Source organism: Microbacterium sp. 1.5R, assembly GCF_001889265.1.
Taxonomy (GTDB): Bacteria; Actinomycetota; Actinomycetes; order Actinomycetales; family Microbacteriaceae; genus Microbacterium.
This window is the reverse complement of the sequence record NZ_CP018151.1, coordinates 1,279,316-1,295,804: the sequence shown is the minus strand read 5'-3', so window position 1 is coordinate 1,295,804 and position 16,489 is coordinate 1,279,316. Positions and strand designations below refer to the sequence as shown.

The window sequence follows — 16,489 nt, the reverse complement described above, 5'->3', positions numbered from 1 at the left end:
GTCGAGTCTACGAGAGCGAGTTGTTCCACAGCGACAGCGCCGAGCCGATGGCCATGTGCATGTCGAGGTACTGGTACGTGCCGAGGCGTCCGCCGAAGTGCACGTCCTTCTCGCCCCTCGTGAGCTCGCGATAGGCGAGCAGGCCGTCACGGTCCGTCGGGGTGTTCACCGGGTAGTACGGCTCGTCCTCGCGGTTCGCGAAGCGAGAGAACTCCCGCATGATGACCGTCTTGTCCGACTCGTAGACGTCCTTACGCTCCGGGTGGAAATGCTTGAACTCGTGGATGCGCGTGTACGGCACGTCCATGTCGGGGTAGTTCATCACGCTGGTGCCCTGGAAGTCGCCGATGTTCAGCACCTCCTGCTCGAAGTCGAGCGTGCGCCAGCTGAGGGCACCCGCCGTGTAGTCGAAGTAGCGGTCCACGGGGCCTGTGTAGACGATGGGCAGCTGTCCGACCGTCGCCTTCTTGTTCAGGGGCTGAGCCTCATCGAAGAAGTCGACGTTCAGCTTCACCTCGATGTTGGGGTGATCGGCCATCCGCTCGATCCACGCGGTGTAGCCGTCCGTCGGCAGCCCCTCCCACGTGTCGTTGAAGTAGCGGTTGTCGTATGTGTATCGCACAGGCAGGCGGCTGATGATGTCGCCGGACAGCTTCTGCGGATCCGTCTGCCACTGCTTCGCGGTGTAGTCGCGGAAGAACGCCTCGAACAGGGGGCGGCCGACGAGCGCGATGCCCTTCTCCTCGAAGTTGGACGCCGTCTTGACGTCGAACTCCCCCGCCTGCTCGCGCACGAGGGCCCGTGCCTGGTCGGGCGTGTAGGCCGACTGGAAGAACTGGTTGATCGTGCCGAGGTTGACCGGCATCGGGAACACAGTGCCCTTGTGCGTCGTGTACACGCGGTGCACGTAGTTCGTGAAGCTCGTGAAACGGTTGACATACTCCCACACCGTGGCGTTGGAGGTGTGGAACAGATGCGCGCCGTAGCGGTGGACCTCGATGCCCGTCTCGGGCTCGGCCTCGCTGTAGGCGTTCCCGCCGATGTGGTGGCGACGGTCGATGACCGTCACCTTGCGGCCTGCATCGGCGGCGCGTTCTGCGATGGTGAGGCCGAAGAAGCCCGACCCGACGACAAGAAGATCCATGTTGCTGCTTTCTGCCCACAAGGCTGACATCCGCACGGCGTCGCGCGGCACACAGCAGACAACTCTACCTGCAGCGCACTCGGCGCTGCCTGTCAGCCCGCCTCGGTGCCGAGAGGCCCTCCCACGTCCAGCATCTGCTGGAGCATCGGGGCGAGCGTGCGCCCATACGAGTCGGAGAGGTGATTGTCGTCGATGTAGACGGCGACGTTGCCGATCGAGCCCCTGCACACGCCCTCAGGACACAGCCAGGGTCGGAAGTCCACCGCGATCACCCCGTCAGCCGCCGTGAGATCGTCGAAATCCTCTCCGTCGACGAAGGCGAGTTCGGGCACGTCGCACGATGCGGCGTCGGCACCCGGAACGACCTCCGAATCCTCCGACACGCACTCGTACATGTCGAAATCGAAGCGAGGATTGTCGCGCACGGCGATCACCTGGATGCCGTTCGCCGTGAGCTCCTCCGCGATCTCGCGGATCCCCTCGACGAGAACCTCGGGAGACGAGGGCGTCGCCCGGGTCGCGACCAGGTAGACCGCATCCGGCTGGACCCTCATCGCATACTCGATCGCCGCGGCGCGCCAATCGTCGCAGGGTGTACCCGCCGCCGACCAGGTCGGAGCTCCGATGCCGATGGCGCACCCTCCCTTCAGCAGAGCGACGAGGCCCCATCCCTGCTGATCGGCGAGAACGGCGAGAGGCGACATGAGCTGCTGTGCGTGCGAATCCCCCATCACGAGCACTCGCCAGGCGTCGGAGTCCTCCGCTGCCGCGGTCTGGGCGCAGCTGCCTGCCAGCGCAGGCTCCACAGGTTCGAGGTCTCCCGCGCAGCTGCCGTTCAGGTCCACCCACTCGTCATCGAGCGCCGTGGCCGGCGGCATCAGCGGGAGGTCGGTGACGGCGAGATCGATCGGCGAGTCGATCTGGGCGGCACCCGGATACCCGCCGCTGTCGCTGTCCATCAGCGCCGCCGCACGATGCTGGATCGTGAGCTGCCAGGCGGCGAGGGGTGCGGCGACCAGCAGGACCGAGGCCGCGAGTGCGAGGACGCCGAGACGACGGGAGCCATCGAAGAACGCGGCGTCGCGGATCGGGCGCTCCACGAGCGTCGACACGATCCGCGCCAGCACGAACGAGACCAGGACGATACCGGCGCCGGCCAGCCATCCCGGCTCGGACCTGCCGCTCACCATCATCCAGGTCACGAGGACCGGCCAGTGGACGAGGTAGAGCGCGTACGCGTCATGGGAGACGAATCGCAGCGGCGCCGACTCGAGGATCATCGCGGGGCCGCCACGCGGGCGGTCGCGCCCGGCGACGATGACGAGCGCCGTGCAGATCACCGGCCACAGAGCGAGATACCCGGGGAATCCGCCCTGCACGTCGAGCACGATTCCGCACATGACGATGCCGACGATCCCGACCCAACCGAGGAGTGCGGCGATCGACGGTCGGACGCGGACATGCGGGAGAGCGATCGCGACGAGCGAGCCGGCCGCGAACTCCCACAGTCGCGTGCGGGTGTCGAAATAGGCGAAGGACTGGGCGCGCATCGTCTCGACGACCGAGAATGCGAGCGAGGCGACGAAGATCGTCCCGAAGACGACGGCGAGTGCGGGGATGACGAGGTGGCGCCGACGACGGAGGATCAGCCAGACCGCGGCGATGATGAGCGGCCACAGGATGAAGACCTGTCCTTGGACCGACAGCGACCAGAAGTGCTGAAACGGACTCGGGGTCGCGGAGTCGCGAGCGTAGTAGTCGACCTCCGACAGGGCCAGCGTCCAGTTCTCGACGTAGAAGAGACTCGACCAGGCCTCACGCCAGACGCGCGGCCACTCGGTCTGCGGATACGCCGCGAACGCGACGCCGAGGACGCCGACGATCGTCACGGCCGCGGCGGGCAGCAGCCGCCGGAAGCGGCGCAACCAGAAGGACGCGAGCGCGAGCGGACGCTCCGACCCGACTCGTCGCACGAACGACGCGGTGAGGAAGAAGGCGGAGACCATCAGGAACACGTCGACGCCGCCCGAGACGCGCCCCAGCCACACGTGGTACGCCACGACCAGCAGGATGGCGAGCGCGCGCAGACCGTCGATGTCCGCGCGGCGGGTGAGCGGATCCCCGGCGACAGGCGCGGTCGGAGGAAGCGGTGTCGGGTGCGTCGTTTTCATGAGGGGCGGCGTATCGGCGATGGGTGTCGCCGCAGTCGTCTCGGGTCGACCGTCTGCCTCTGCCAGCCTATCCGCCCGTTGCGAGCAGTCGCTCGGCCGCCGCGTCGATCTCGGTTCCCAGCAGTCTGGCGTATTCGAGATTGAGATGATCCGCGTCGTAGTAGACGGGGATGCCGCCGACCACGGCGTAGCACGATGTCGCGTCGCAGAATCGGTCGGTCAGATCCAGCACGCTGATCGACGGTGACGCTGCCTGTGCGCCCGCCACGACCACCGGGTCGACCGGGTGCGCCTCGGCTCGAGGGCGCGCGCAGGACTTCGGGTCCTCGGCATTGTGCAGCACGCAGTCGGGACTTCTGACCTCAGCGTTGAACGGAGGATCCGCCAGCGCGAGCACCTTGATCCCCTCCTCGCTCCACCGCGTCCAGTAATCGAGCAGTCCGTCCGACATCTGATCGACCTGCGGCCGGTCGCTGCCGTCGTCCACCAGCTGGAGCCGCGACGCCATCGCGGTGATGACGAGGTCCGGATCCTCTTCGGCGACGGTGTCGGCGAGGTCGCTCGACCACTCGCGGCACCTCTCGACGTCGGCGGCACCCCACGCGCTGCGGAACCCGATGAACTCGACGTCGGCTGCGGGACACCCGCCGTAGAAACTCGTGTCGACGATCCAGCCGTGCTCCTCTGCGATGTCGAACACAGCTCCCTGCCACTGCTGCGCATGGGAGTCCCCGATGAGCCACACCCTCGTCGGATCCTCTTCGCCTCGCGAGAAATCGCACTCGTGGGTGGTCTTGAGGTCCCCATACGTGAGAATCGGCAGGAACTCGCCGCACTCCGCAGGCGTGTAGAAGTACTCGTTCTTCTTGGTCATCACCGAATAGTCCGCAGCCCCGAAAGGGTCGTCGCACTCAGCCCCCGGTGCGAGCGCCGAAGGCCCTTCGCACGTCGACGCGGCGAGGTCGTCCGGTGGGCTGTCCGCCTCGACCCTCGCCGCATATGCGGCAAGGACCGCCGCCACGAGCGCCGCAATGACGAGCATCCCCGTGACCATGAGCCCGAACGCGCGGCGCGAGGAGCCGCGCCAATATCCCCAGGTCTGTCCGGCGTCTTCGACGAACCTCTTCGTGAGCACGGCCAACACCAGCGAGATGGCCAGAACCGCGACCTTCGAGAGAGTGCTCGCTTCGCCACCGATGACGAACGGGGCGACGACGATGAGCGGCCAGTGCCAGAGATAGAGCGAGTACGAGACTCCGCCGATCCACTGCACAGGTCTCAGTGCGGTCACCTTCGCATGCCAGAGAGCGGCGTGCGAGTTTCCGGCGAGGATCACCGCTGCGGTGCCGAGAACCGGCACCAGTGCGGCGTACCCGGGGAAAGAAGTCGCATGATCATAGGCGAAGGCGGCGACGACGATGAGGCCGAATCCGAGCAGGCTGACGATGTCGGCCGCGGCGCGTCCGAGCGGGATTCGGCTGCCGAGCAGCGCGACCGCCCCGCCGATCGCGAATTCCCACCCGCGCGTGAACGTCGCGAAGTACGCCTGAGGCGGAGCCATGGTCGTGTAGACGACGCTGGCGACGAAGGAGGCGACCCCCACCAGCGCGACGACCGCGATCAGCGCCGTGGCCGTCCGCGCTCTCACTCCGCGTCGCGTGTCCGGTCGTCCGGTGCGCCGCGACACGGCCAGCGCGGCCACCAGCAGCACGGGCCAGACGATGTAGAACTGCTCTTCGACCGAGAGCGACCAATAGTGCTGGACCACGCTCGCCGCATCATTGAGCGCCGAGTAGTTGACCGACATCGATGCCAGGAACCAGTTCTCGACGTACCCCGCGCTCGCTGCGACCTCCCAGGCGCCCCGCTCCCAGCGAGGGTAGGGAAGGAACAGCACGAGAAGCACGAGCGACACCGCGAGGACGAGCAGCGCCGCCGGAAGCAGGCGCCGGATCCGTCGGGCGTAGAACGCACCGAGGCGCACTCCCCCGGTCAGTGTCATCTCGCCCACCAGGTGCCCCGTGATGAGGAAGCCGGAGATCACGAAGAACACATCGACGCCGACGTAGCCGCCGGGCAGGCGCATCGGCCAGAGGTGATTGAGCACCACCAGGCCGATGGCCACGGCGCGAAGTGCTTGGATGTCGGTTCGGAACACCCGCGCCTTCGGCGCCGCGGTCGGAGCGTCTGCGCTCCGCAACGACACGCTCACGACCCGAGATACTCCCTGAGGAGTTCGTCTCCCACGCGAGGGGTGAAGCCGATGCTCTGCACCCGGGTCAGGTCGAGGACGCTGTTCGTGGGGCGCGGAGCGACGGGCGACGTCGCCGCGGCGAAGTACGCGTCAGTCGACACACCCGTGACCCGCGCCGGATCCTCGCCGACGAGTTCGAACACACGGCGGGCGATGTCGGCCCAGGTGACGCTCTCGCCCTCGGACGTCAGGTTGTAGACGCCGAACGGCGGGCGGGTCTCGACGAGGGTGCGGATGAGGCGCGCGATCTCGGCCGCGAACGTGAGTCTCCCCCGCTGGTCGTCGACGACCTTCGGGTCGACTCCCTTCGCGGCCAGCGACGCCATGGTGCGCACGAAGTTCCCACCACTCCCGATCACCCACGAGGTGCGGACGATGTAGTGACGAGGGGCTGTGGAGACGGCGAGATCGCCCGCCGCCTTCGACTGGCCGTAGACGCCGAGTGGACACACGACGTCGTCCTCCGTGTACGGTCGCTCGGCGGATCCGTCGAAGACGTAGTCACTCGAGACATGCACGAGGGTGATGCCGTGCTCCGCAGCGATGCGAGCGAGAGCTGCCGGTCCGGCGGCGTTGACCGCCCACGCATCCCGCCTGCCCTCGGGCGTCTCCGCACGATCCACGGCCGTGTACGCGGCGGCGTTGATGATCGTGTCGTAGTCGCGCCACCGTCGCGCGTCGGTCAGAGTCGTCGATCCGAGATCGAAATCGGCGCGCGTCGTCCATTCGACGCTGCCGACGCCTTCGAACTCGGCTCGCAGCGCCGTTCCGAGCTGCCCGCCCGAGCCGATGACGAGGGTCTTCTTCGGGGCGACCGGCTCGACATCCGCGAGACGCGGGTGTGCGAGGTCCTTCGCAGACACCTCGGCCTCGGCGAGCGGGATGGGCCACTCGATCGCGACGGTCTCGTCAGCGAGATTCAGGAACGAGTACGAGGCGTCCGGCGACCAGTGATCGTTCACGAGGTAGGTGTACGCGGTGTCAGGCTCGAGGGTCTGGTAGGAATTGCCGACGCCGCGAGGCACGAAGATCGCCTTCGAGGGATCCAACTCCGCCGTGAAGACCGCTCCGAATGTCGGGCCTTCTCGCAGGTCGACCCAGGCCCCGAAGATCCGACCGGTCGCGATCGACACCCACTTGTCCCACGGCTCGGCGTGGATCCCGCGAGTCGTGCCGACGGCGTCGTTGAAGGAGACGTTGTTCTGCACCGGACCGAAATCGGCGAGGCCCAGTGCGGTCATCTTCTCGCGCTGCCAGTTCTCCTTGAACCATCCGCGCGAGTCGCCGTGCACGGGCAGATCGAAGATCTCGAGCCCGGGAATCGTCGTCTCGGTGCGACTCAGAGGCTTTCCGAAGTCGATCTCGCTCACCGGGTCACTGTCCCTTCGACGCGTAGAACGCCTCGGTCTGGTCCTTGGACGGCGCCCACCACGATTCGTTGTCGCGGTACCAGGCGATGGTCGCGGCGAGTCCGGACTCGAAGTCGGCGAACTCCGGCTTCCAGCCCAGCTCGGTGCGGAGCTTGGTGGAGTCGATCGCGTACCGCAGATCGTGACCTGCGCGGTCCGTGACGTGGTCGTACGCGTCTCGCGGCTGGCCCATCTCCTCGAGGATGAGCTCGACGACGTCCTTGTTGTTCCGCTCCCCGTCGGCGCCGATCAGATAGGTCTCGCCGATCCGACCCTTCTCCAGGATCGTGAGCACGGCGGACGAGTGATCGTTCGCGTGGATCCAGTCCCGGACGTTCTCCCCGGCACCGTACAGCTTCGGCCGGATACCGCGGATGACATTGGTGATCTGCCGAGGGATGAACTTCTCGACGTGCTGATAGGGGCCGTAGTTGTTGGAGCAGTTCGAGATCGTCGCCTGGACGCCGAACGAGCGGACCCACGCGCGCACGAGCAGGTCGCTGCCGGCCTTCGTCGACGAGTACGGCGACGACGGGTTGTACGGCGTCTGCTCGGTGAACCGCTCGGGGTCGTCGAGTTCGAGGTCGCCGTACACCTCGTCGGTCGAGATGTGGTGGAACCGCGTCTCGTGCCGACGCGCCGCTTCCAGCAGCGTGTACGTGCCGATGATGTTCGTGTCCAGGAAGGGACGAGGACTGTGCAGCGAGTTGTCGTTGTGCGACTCCGCCGCGTAGTGCACTACGGCGTCCGCTTCTGCGGTGAGCCCGTCGACGAGCTCGGCATCGGTGATGTCACCGTGCACGAATCGCACCCGGTTCTCGGGGAGCCCCTCGAGCGACGCCCGGTTTCCGGCATAGGTCAGCGCGTCGAGCACCGTGACCGTGTGATCGGTGTTCTCCACCGCGTAGTGGACGAAGTTCGAGCCGATGAAACCGGCGCCTCCGGTGACGAGGATGTTCGACATCAACGACCTCTTTCCAGGGTCTCGAGCAGGTAGGTGCCGTATCCGGACTTCACGAGCTTCGTGGCCCGCTCGCGCAGGTCATCGTCGGTGAGGAAGCCCTGACGCCAGGCGACCTCCTCGGGGACGCCGATGCGCAGACCCGTGCGGCGCTCCATGGTGCGCACGTAGTCGCCGGCATCCGACATCTGGTCGAAGGTCCCGGTGTCGAGCCACGCTGTTCCGCGCGGGAGCACCTCCACCTGGAGCGCGCCTCGTTCGAGATAGGCGCGGTTGATGTCGGTGATCTCGTACTCGCCGCGAGCGCTGGGCTCGAGGGCGCGAGCGATCTCGACGACGTCGTTGTCGTAGAAATAGAGTCCGGGTACGGCGTAGTTGCTCTTGGGGTGCTCCGGCTTCTCCTCGAGCGAGACGGCACGACCGTCGGCATCGAACTCGACCACTCCGTAGGCGTTGGGCTCCGCCACCCAGTAGGCGAACACGGCGCCGCCCTCGACATCGGTGTAGCGCTTGAGCTGCGTTCCGAGCCCCGGGCCGTAGAGCAGGTTGTCACCGAGCACGAGCGCGACCTTGTCGTCGCCGATGAAGTCCGCTCCGATCACGAAGGCCTGTGCCAGGCCGTCCGGCGAGGGCTGCTGTGCGAAGGTGAGGTTCACTCCGAACTGCGAGCCGTCTCCGAGAAGCCGCTCGAACTGCTCGGCGTCGTGAGGCGTGGTGATGATCAGGATGTCTCGGATCCCGGCCAGCATCAACGTCGACAGCGGGTAGTAGACCATCGGCTTGTCGTACACGGGAATCAGCTGCTTCGAGATGCCGATCGTGATCGGATGCAGTCGGGTTCCTGAGCCACCAGCGAGAATTATGCCTTTCACCCCCATATCGTGCCACATCCCAGCTGGGACTCAGACAGGCACGATTTACTTGCGTCACATCGTTCACACTGGCATCGTCTGTGCATTTCCGTCACAATGAGCAGGTGACCGGCTCAAAATCCCCCCACCTGCTCGGCCTCATCGCCAGTGCAGCGGCTGTCGTCTTCGCCGCATCCCTGCTCGTGGCGACGCCGGCCAACGCCGTCGCGCCCTCCTCCTCCGGCGCTCTGTCGGCTGCAGGGGCCACGCTGACATCCTCGACCGCAGCGACGGGTTCCGCGGACGCATCCATCCGGGACACCGCGAACCTCGCGCAGTTCAAGCCGGGGAACATCATCTCCGATGGCGTGTTCTTCCAGAGCGACACCATGTCCGCCGGCCAGATCGACTCGTTCTTCCGTGGGAAGGTGGCTTCGTGCCGAGGTGGGTACGTCTGCCTCAAGGACTACCGCCAGAACACACCGAACCGTCCTGCGGACAGCTACTGCCGCGGATACTCCGGAGCGCCGAACGAGTCGGCGGCGACGATCATCGCGCGGGTCGCGCAGTCCTGCGGCATCAACCCGCGGGTGCTCATCGTCATGCTCGAGAAGGAGCAGAGCCTTGTCACGCACACGTGGCCGAGCACCTGGCGCTTCGACATGGCCCTCGGCCAGGGGTGCCCGGACACTGCGCCGTGCGATCCGGCCTACGCAGGCTTCTTCTACCAGATCTACGGCGCCGCCCGGCAGATGCAGATCTACGCCGAGGGACGCTGGTTCACGTACTACGCGCCGGGGAAGACCTGGAACATCCTCTACCACCCCAACCGGGCCTGCGGGTCCGCCCCGGTCAGGGTCGAGAACAAGGCGACCGCCGCTCTGTATTACTACACGCCCTACCAGCCGAATCGGGCGGCGCTCAACGCCGGATACGGCACCGGGGACGGATGCTCCAGCTACGGCAATCGCAACTTCTACCAGCTCTTCACCGATTGGTTCGGCAGCACTCAGACGACGGGCGCCGCTCCGGCCACCCTCGCGCAGGTGCCGGGTCGCGCGGAGATCTACCTCGTGCAGTCCGGTGTCCGCCACCATGTCGTCGCTGCCGAGGACCTCGCCGCGCTGCGGTCGAGGCTCGGCGGTGCCGTGTCCGTGGCCGCGGCGTACCTCGACCCGATGCCCGAGGGCAAGCCGGTCACGCGGTACGTGCACGACCCTCGGACCGGGACGCTGTACCTCCTGGAACCGGACGGCACCCGCCATCGCTTCGTCGACGCTGCTCAGGTCGCCTTGTTCGGATACGCGTTCAGCTCGTACGTCAACCTCACCGGCACCACTGCGGACCGATTCTCCGAGGGTGCCCCTGTCGGTTCGTTCTTCCGCTCGGGGGCGGACCCCGAGGTCTACCTCTACCAGGGCGGTCTGCGCAGGCATGTGGCCAACCAGCAGACCTGGCTCGAGGTCTCCAAAGGAACATCCGGGTACGTCGCGTCGATGAAGCCGTCCGCGGCCGCATCGATCGGCAACGGGCTCCTCGTCATCAAGGCGAACAGCCTGATCCGCGCCGCGGGAACACAGGATGTGTTCCTCACGCTTCTCGGCGACCGCCTGCTGCGCGTACCGAGCACCGCCCTCGCCCGTGAGTTCGGCGCTGCCGGCATCACCGTGGTGCCGAGCAGCTCGGTCGCAGCCAACACGAGAGTCGGTTCGACGCTCACCCCGATCGTCTCGTGCGGCAGCAGCACTCTGATCGCCGCGGGCGGCAAGCTCCATCCGGTGTCGGGCACGCAGTATGGCGGCATCAAGCCGACCACGCTGGGCAGCGGGGAATGCGGCGCGATGCCCCGCTCGAAGACCACGGTCTCCGCACCTCTGTTCATCCAGCCGCAGGGAGCCCCGGAGATCTACGTCGTCTCGGGCGGCACGCTGCGTCATGTGCCGTCCCCTGCCGACCTGCTGGCCCTCAACGGGTCCAGGCCGTTGAAGGTGCTGCCCTGGTCACCGGCCACCGTCGAATGGTTCGGCACCGGTGCGGCGAACCTGCCCGAGAAGTCGTTCGTGCGCTTCACCGGGCGCGAGGAGATCTACCGATACGAGAACGGGACGTTGCGTCACGTCCGCAGCATCAAGACCCTGCTCCAGCTGAACGGGGGAACCGCGCCGCGCGAATACGTGCTCCCGGGTGATCAGCTGTCGCGATACAAGGTGGGATCCCCTCTGCTGACCAGCGGAACCGACTTCGTGCAGTTCACCGGCGCGCCGGAGATCTACTTCTACGAGAACGGCAAGCTCCGGCATGTGACGTCGATCGGGGTTCTCCTCCGGCTCGGTGGAGGGCGTGCACCCGCAGTGCTCCAGCTCGCCCCCGCCTTCAAGGCCGACTACGCCATGGGCGCTCCGATCACGTGATCGTCGCGTTCGGCCGATCGGATAGGATCGGTGAACTATGAGCTTGTCGTCGGACCGTGTCCTCGTGATCGTCCCCGCATGGAACGAGGCCCGCAACGTCGGACGCACCGTGCACGAGATCCGGGCAGCGAGCGCCGACTTCGATCTGCTCGTCGTCGACGACGGATCGACCGATGACACGAGCGCGGTCGCGCGAGAGGCCGGCGCCACGGTCATCTCCCTCCCCTTCAACCTCGGCGTCGGCGGAGCGATGCGCACCGGCTTCACGTACGCGAAGCGCCACGGCTACACCCGGGCCATCCAGGTCGACGCCGACGGCCAGCACAACCCCGTCGACATCGCGCGAGTCCTCGACGGTCTCGACACCGCGGACATCTCGATCGGCGCACGTTTCGCGGACGTCGGCGACTATTCGGTTCGCGGCCCGCGCCACTGGGCGATGGTGTTCCTGGCCAAGACCGTGTCCCGGGTCGCGAAGACCCGTCTGACAGACGTGACGAGCGGCTTCCGCGCTGCCAACAGCAGAGCCATCGAACAGTACGTCCGCTATTACCCCGCCGAGTACCTCGGCGACACCATCGACTCGCTCGTCGCAGCGTGCCACGCCGGATTGACAGTGACGCAGGTGCCGGTGGCGATGCGCCCGCGCGTGCACGGCACCCCGAGTCAGGGCCCGATCGGAGCATCGATCTACCTGCTGCGTTCGGTGTTCACCCTCGGCCTGGCGATGCTGCGACGACCCGGTTCGACGAGTCGGTCCACATCCGTGGGCGAACCGGAGGTCGCACGATGATCGTCATCGTCGGGATCGCTCTCGCTCTCGTCATCCTCGCACTGGTCTTCTGGATGCTGCTGACGCGACGTCTTCGCGAGAAGTACGCGGTCATGTGGATCGTCATCGCGCTGAGCGTCCTGCTGCTCGGGATCTTCCCCCAGCTCCTGCTCTGGGCGACATCGCTGCTCGGTGTGCAAGTGCCGGCGAACCTGCTGTTCGCTCTCGCGATCACCCTGCTCCTGGGAGTCGCGCTGCACCTCTCCTGGGAGCTCTCCCAGGCAGAGGACGAGATCCGCCGCGTCGCGGAGGAAGCGGCGCTGTCGCGCGCCGAGATCGACAGGTTGGATCGCCGCATCGCCGCTCTGGAGGCTCAGCACCGCGGCCGCGACGCCGACAGCGCTCCCCCGGCATGACGTCCGGAGCCCCGCGCGCCGATGTCTGGGGCGTCGTCACCGTGCATCGCCCGGCACAGGTGCCTCCGCTTCTGGGAGATCTCGCTCCGCAAGTCACCGGCATCATCGTGGTCGATGACGGCAGCGGTGCAGAGTTCGACGTGATCCGCGCGGACATCGCATCGACCGGTGCGCAGGTGATCACGTTGGAGAGCAACCGCGGCATCGGTGCGGCACTGAATCACGGCATCCGCTGCGCCATCGAACACGGCGCGAGCGCGGTCGTGACATTCGACCAGGACTCGACCATCGCCCCCGGCTTCGTCGCCGCTCTGGGCGCCGCGCACGAGCATGCGCGCGCGCACGACGTTCCCGCGGGCCCCGTGGTTCCGGAGTTCTTCGCGGACGTCTCCCAGGCCGGGTCATCGACGCCGCAGGGGGTGGTCCACGCCGCCCACGCGATCCAGTCCGGCATGTATCTTCCGTCAGAGGTGCTCGAACGGGTCGGGCTGATGGACGAAGCCCTCTTCATCGACCTCGTGGATACGGACTTCGAGATCCGCTGCCTGGATGCCGACCTGCCGTGCATCGTCGCCCCCGGCCTCCGCCTGCCCCACCGCCTGGGTGCACGCTACCGGGTACCCGGCCCGCTCGGAGCGGTGCTTCCCACCCTCACGCTGAGCACGCCGTTCCGGTACTACTACAGGGCGAGGAATCGGATCGTCGTGGGACGGCGGCATCCGCGTCATCGGTCGCGCCTGCGTCGCGACGCGCGAGCCGACTACGCGTACTTCCTCATCGCGTGGATGCTGGCCAGGCCCCGATCCACCATGCGCAAGCTGCTCATCGCGGGGTTCCGTGACGGACGCGCTGAGCGCCTGGGCAGGATGAGCCCGGAACTCGCCGCTGACGCCGCTCGAGTCACCTGGCGCGCGCGCCCTGTGTGACCGGCGCGAGATCTGCGAACGGACCGCTCAGCGTGCCACCGTCGGAGTGCGCCGCCGGCCCCGGATCAGCCACCCCGCTGCCCAGCTCGCGACATAGGCGATGACGAAAGGCGTCGGGACGGCCCGCGCGCGGCGCACCGTCCGCAACATCCCCAGGGTCACCGGCAGTCGCCGACCCGAGCCGAAGAGCCGATCCAACTCGATCGCGCGTGCCGCGCGGGGATCACGCTCCAGGAGCGTCTGCGCCATGAGCTGGCGCCACCCCACATAGATCCAGAACAGCATCCGGGTCATCGCGGACGGCGTCGCCGCCCCCTCGTACCGCACGGCGAACGTGACGGCATTGCCCCAGGCTCTCCGCAGAGTCGCGATCGGTCCGAGTCTCAGCCTGCTCGGGTCGCCGAACACGTTCGCGGAGTGCTGCACGTAGTCCTGCACGACCTCATCCACGATGCGACCGCCTCCCTGCGCCATCCCGACGACAGCGAGCCAGTGATCGTGCGCGACCGTGTGTGAGGAGAGGCGGGGAAACGGCAGCGCCGTCGTCAGCAGGTCTCGGCGGAAGAGGCACAACGAACCGGTGAACTGATTCACGATCATCGTCGATGCGGCGTCGAGCTGCCGGCGGTCGGTGAATCCGAGCACCTCGTCACCGGGATGGGACACCAGACGCGCCTGCCCGGAGACGATCGCCGAATCCGAGAGGTACGGGAGCAGCTTCTCGAGCTTGTCGGGATACCAGAAGTCGTCCTGGTCGCTCAGCGCCACCCACTCGGTCTCGGCGGGCACCGCTGCGAGACCCCTCTCGAAGTTCAGGTAGAAACCCAGGCGTCTGCCGTCCGCGACGATGCGGAAGCGCTCGTCCCCGGCCGCGACCTCGGCGACGACCTCCTCGACGGTCTCCAGTTCTCCGTCGACGGAGATGATGCACTCCCAGTCGGTGACCGTCTGATCGCGAATAGAGGCGAGCTGGCGGGTGAAGAGTTCCCGGGAAGGTCGGTAGGCGGCGAGCACGATGACACCAACCATGGGACCCTGACCTCTCGTTCACGCCGACTCAAGTAGTCTAGGGTCGCACGCGTTCACGTCCGCGCCATCCGGAATGGTGTCGGGCCGCAATGGTCCGAGGAGTCCCATCGATGAAGGTTCTGCTGTCACGCTTCGCGGGCTTCAGCGCCGTTCCTCTGATCTCATTCATCGCGCCGCTGTTCCTGCTGCCGATCATCCCGAACGTCTTCGGTCTGGCGGCGTGGGGCTCCGTGGGCACGGCTCAGGCCGTGGGAACCGTCTGCGCGATAGTCGCGGGATTCGGCTGGAACATCTCGGGCGGAGCGCGCATCGCGCTCAGTGCCGACGACGACGCCCGACGTCAGCTCTTCGGTGATTCGTTCTGGTGCCGCGGACTGCTCGTCGTCGCGGCGGGACTCGTCGGTGCCGCCCTCAGCTCGGCCCTGGTTCCCCCCGAGTTCCGCCTTGTCGCCGCCCTCGTCACGCTGGCGACCACTGCCGCGGCCATGACCGTCGTCTGGTACGCAGTCGGCGTCGGGGATGCGCGGGTCGTCCTGCTGTTCGAGACCGTGCCGGTGAGCCTCAGCGTCGCTCTCGCGATCCCGCTCCTCCTGCTCACCGAGCAGCTGCTGTGGTATCCGGTCCTCACTCTGATCGGCTTCCTCACCGGCCCGTTGCTTCTGAACCTCCGCCTCTACCGACGACCCGTGCCTCCGTTCGCCGGGCGGCGCATCCTGCGCGCATATCGCGCGAACGTCTCGGTCGCCGCGGCCGAGACGATCGGCGGAACCTACACCTCTGCGCCCATCCCGCTCGCCCAGGGCCTCCTCGGCGCGACGGCCAGTGGTCAGGCGACCTCCGCCGACAAGTTCTTCCGCATCGCCCTCTTCGCCGTCACGGTGCTGTCGAACACTCTGCAGAAGTGGGTGCTCGAAGTGTCTTATGCGCATGGCCGGGCGCGCCGCCATCTCGTGGCATTCGGCCTCCACACAGCCCTCGCTCTCTTCGGCGGTACGGCGCTGGCTCTGCTCGGCCCTGTGCTGTCCACGCTCCTGTTCGGCCGGGCAGCGACGCCCGAGATCGCCGTGTTCCTGGGCTTCGGCGCCACCTTCGCGCTGACGAGCCTGACGACCCCCTTCATCCGCAACGTCCTGGTGCCGGCCGGCCTCAACCGCTACGTGCTCTACGGCACCCTCGGCGCCGCTGTCGTCGGAGTGCCGCTCATGATCTGGGCGTCCCAGTGGGGTCTCAGCGGGATCATCGCCGGCCTCGCCGCCTCGGAGCTCGTGATCCTCGCCGTCGTCGGGTCGGCCGGAACACATCATCTGCTGCGGGAGAGGCGGGCGGCTTTCGCTCTCGTGGCACCGTCTGAGGGAGGAGTCGCACATGACTGAGACCGTGTGCGTATGCATGGCGACGTACAACGGCACAGGGTATCTGCGCGAGCAACTCGACTCGATCCTCGCGGGACTGCGGCCGGACGATCAGGTCGTCATCGTCGACGACGCGAGTACCGACGGCACCGTCGCCCTTCTCGAGACATACCGCGATGCGCGCGTGACCGTGTACAGAAACCCGAAGAACCTCGGTTACGTCAAGACGTTCGAGCGTGCGCTGTCGCTGGCGGACCGTGACGTCATCTTCCTCTCCGACCAGGACGATGAGTGGGTCCCCGGGCGTCGCGACCTGTTGGTCGAGGCACTCCGCGACCGCTCGATCGCCGCCGGCGACCTGGTGCTGCTCCCTGACGACTCGCCACTGAGCTCGCCGCTCACCGGACGACCCTGGCGCCTCGCTCCGCTGCCCTCGGGCGGATCGCTGGCGAACGAGCTGCGTCTGCTGGCCGGCGATGCCCCCTACTACGGCTGCGCGATGGCGATCCGACGTGAGGCCTCGGAGCTGATCCTGCCTTTCCCGGGGTTCCTGGTCGAGTCCCACGACCTGTGGATCGCGACGGTCGGCAACACGGCCCGTGTGCTCGCGCATGTGCAGAGCCCGGTTCTGCGACGTCGGCTGCACGATGCCAATGCGTCGGCACCGAGGCCACGGGGTCTCCGCAAGGCTCTGCAGTCGCGGTGGATGCTTCTCCGTGCCTGGCGCGAGGCATCACGTCGCGTCGCCGCGGCACGGCGACTCAGCCGAGGCCGCTCAGCCCCGTAGACAGCG

13 protein-coding genes are annotated in these 16,489 nt (G+C 67.2%); 6 read left to right on the top strand and 7 right to left on the bottom strand.

The window, feature by feature from the left end; translation table 11 throughout:
* Nucleotides 1–7: 7 nt before the first annotated feature.
* From glf to rfbA, 6 genes are all read right to left on the bottom strand, one after another.
* Complete coding sequence (gene glf / locus BMW26_RS06020; RefSeq protein ID WP_072591042.1) at nucleotides 8–1,144, bottom strand: UDP-galactopyranose mutase; 1,137 nt, start codon at nucleotides 1,142–1,144, stop codon at nucleotides 8–10.
* 92 nt (nucleotides 1,145–1,236) lie between these two features.
* A complete protein-coding gene (locus BMW26_RS06015) occupies nucleotides 1,237–3,315 on the bottom strand; it encodes an acyltransferase family protein (protein ID WP_072591041.1) in 2,079 nt (692 codons plus the stop codon).
* A 67-nt stretch (nucleotides 3,316–3,382) separates the two neighbouring features.
* Nucleotides 3,383–5,527, bottom strand: a complete 2,145-nt coding sequence (locus BMW26_RS06010) for an acyltransferase family protein (RefSeq protein ID WP_072591040.1) — start codon at nucleotides 5,525–5,527, stop codon at nucleotides 3,383–3,385.
* Nucleotides 5,524–6,939 carry a dTDP-4-dehydrorhamnose reductase gene (gene rfbD, locus BMW26_RS06005; protein ID WP_072591039.1) on the bottom strand — a complete coding sequence of 472 codons (1,416 nt, stop codon included), beginning with the start codon at nucleotides 6,937–6,939 and terminating at the stop codon, nucleotides 5,524–5,526. Before rfbD ends, BMW26_RS06010 begins: the two co-directional genes overlap by 4 nt.
* A gap of 4 nt (nucleotides 6,940–6,943) precedes the next feature.
* Nucleotides 6,944–7,942: a dTDP-glucose 4,6-dehydratase gene (gene rfbB / locus BMW26_RS06000; RefSeq protein WP_053095634.1), complete on the bottom strand. Its 999-nt coding sequence runs from the start codon at nucleotides 7,940–7,942 to the stop codon at nucleotides 6,944–6,946.
* Entirely contained in the window at nucleotides 7,942–8,811 is an 870-nt protein-coding gene (gene rfbA / locus BMW26_RS05995) for a glucose-1-phosphate thymidylyltransferase RfbA (RefSeq protein ID WP_053095633.1), read from the bottom strand. The genes rfbB and rfbA overlap by 1 nt, the downstream gene beginning before the upstream one ends.
* Nucleotides 8,812–8,915: 104 nt before the next feature.
* On the opposite strand from rfbA, the gene BMW26_RS05990 reads away from it, so the two are divergent.
* Genes BMW26_RS05990 through BMW26_RS05975 form a run of 4 tightly spaced genes read left to right on the top strand, consistent with a single transcriptional unit; the run spans nucleotide 8,916 to nucleotide 13,315 of the window.
* The gene (locus BMW26_RS05990; protein ID WP_072591038.1) at nucleotides 8,916–11,201 is read left to right on the top strand and encodes a hypothetical protein; all 2,286 of its coding nucleotides are present in this window, start codon (nucleotides 8,916–8,918) and stop codon (nucleotides 11,199–11,201) included.
* A 37-nt stretch (nucleotides 11,202–11,238) separates the two neighbouring features.
* Nucleotides 11,239–11,994 (top strand): glycosyltransferase family 2 protein, encoded by a 756-nt coding sequence (locus BMW26_RS05985; protein WP_053095631.1) that lies wholly within the window; start codon nucleotides 11,239–11,241, stop codon nucleotides 11,992–11,994.
* The gene (locus tag BMW26_RS05980) at nucleotides 11,991–12,389 is read left to right on the top strand and encodes a DUF2304 domain-containing protein (RefSeq protein WP_053095630.1); all 399 of its coding nucleotides are present in this window, start codon (nucleotides 11,991–11,993) and stop codon (nucleotides 12,387–12,389) included. The genes BMW26_RS05985 and BMW26_RS05980 overlap by 4 nt, the downstream gene beginning before the upstream one ends.
* Nucleotides 12,386–13,315: a glycosyltransferase gene (locus BMW26_RS05975; RefSeq protein ID WP_072591037.1), complete on the top strand. Its 930-nt coding sequence runs from the start codon at nucleotides 12,386–12,388 to the stop codon at nucleotides 13,313–13,315. The genes BMW26_RS05980 and BMW26_RS05975 overlap by 4 nt, the downstream gene beginning before the upstream one ends.
* 27 nt (nucleotides 13,316–13,342) lie before the next feature.
* On the opposite strand, the gene BMW26_RS05970 is transcribed toward BMW26_RS05975, so the two are convergent.
* Nucleotides 13,343–14,344 carry a glycosyltransferase gene (locus BMW26_RS05970; RefSeq protein WP_072591036.1) on the bottom strand — a complete coding sequence of 334 codons (1,002 nt, stop codon included), beginning with the start codon at nucleotides 14,342–14,344 and terminating at the stop codon, nucleotides 13,343–13,345.
* A gap of 110 nt (nucleotides 14,345–14,454) precedes the next feature.
* On the opposite strand from BMW26_RS05970, the gene BMW26_RS05965 reads away from it, so the two are divergent.
* A complete protein-coding gene (locus BMW26_RS05965) occupies nucleotides 14,455–15,717 on the top strand; it encodes a lipopolysaccharide biosynthesis protein (RefSeq protein ID WP_072591035.1) in 1,263 nt (420 codons plus the stop codon).
* On the top strand, nucleotides 15,710–16,483 hold the full coding sequence (locus tag BMW26_RS05960) for a glycosyltransferase (RefSeq protein WP_053095626.1): 774 nt from the start codon (nucleotides 15,710–15,712) through the stop codon (nucleotides 16,481–16,483). Before BMW26_RS05965 ends, BMW26_RS05960 begins: the two co-directional genes overlap by 8 nt.
* Nucleotides 16,484–16,489 lie beyond the last annotated feature (6 nt).

What these genes read in the sequence shown, in the direction of transcription:
- glf (WP_072591042.1), bottom strand. Translation starts at nt 1,144, where the DNA reads ATGGATCTTCTTGTCGTCGGGTCGGGCTTCTTCGGCCTCACCATCGCA.
- BMW26_RS06015 (WP_072591041.1), bottom strand. Translation starts at nt 3,315, where the DNA reads ATGAAAACGACGCACCCGACACCGCTTCCTCCGACCGCGCCTGTCGCC.
- rfbB (WP_053095634.1), bottom strand. Translation starts at nt 7,942, where the DNA reads ATGTCGAACATCCTCGTCACCGGAGGCGCCGGTTTCATCGGCTCGAAC.
- BMW26_RS05985 (WP_053095631.1), top strand. Translation starts at nt 11,239, where the DNA reads ATGAGCTTGTCGTCGGACCGTGTCCTCGTGATCGTCCCCGCATGGAAC.
- BMW26_RS05980 (WP_053095630.1), top strand. Translation starts at nt 11,991, where the DNA reads ATGATCGTCATCGTCGGGATCGCTCTCGCTCTCGTCATCCTCGCACTG.
- BMW26_RS05975 (WP_072591037.1), top strand. Translation starts at nt 12,386, where the DNA reads ATGACGTCCGGAGCCCCGCGCGCCGATGTCTGGGGCGTCGTCACCGTG.
- BMW26_RS05970 (WP_072591036.1), bottom strand. Translation starts at nt 14,344, where the DNA reads ATGGTTGGTGTCATCGTGCTCGCCGCCTACCGACCTTCCCGGGAACTC.
- BMW26_RS05965 (WP_072591035.1), top strand. Translation starts at nt 14,455, where the DNA reads ATGAAGGTTCTGCTGTCACGCTTCGCGGGCTTCAGCGCCGTTCCTCTG.
- BMW26_RS05960 (WP_053095626.1), top strand. Translation starts at nt 15,710, where the DNA reads ATGACTGAGACCGTGTGCGTATGCATGGCGACGTACAACGGCACAGGG.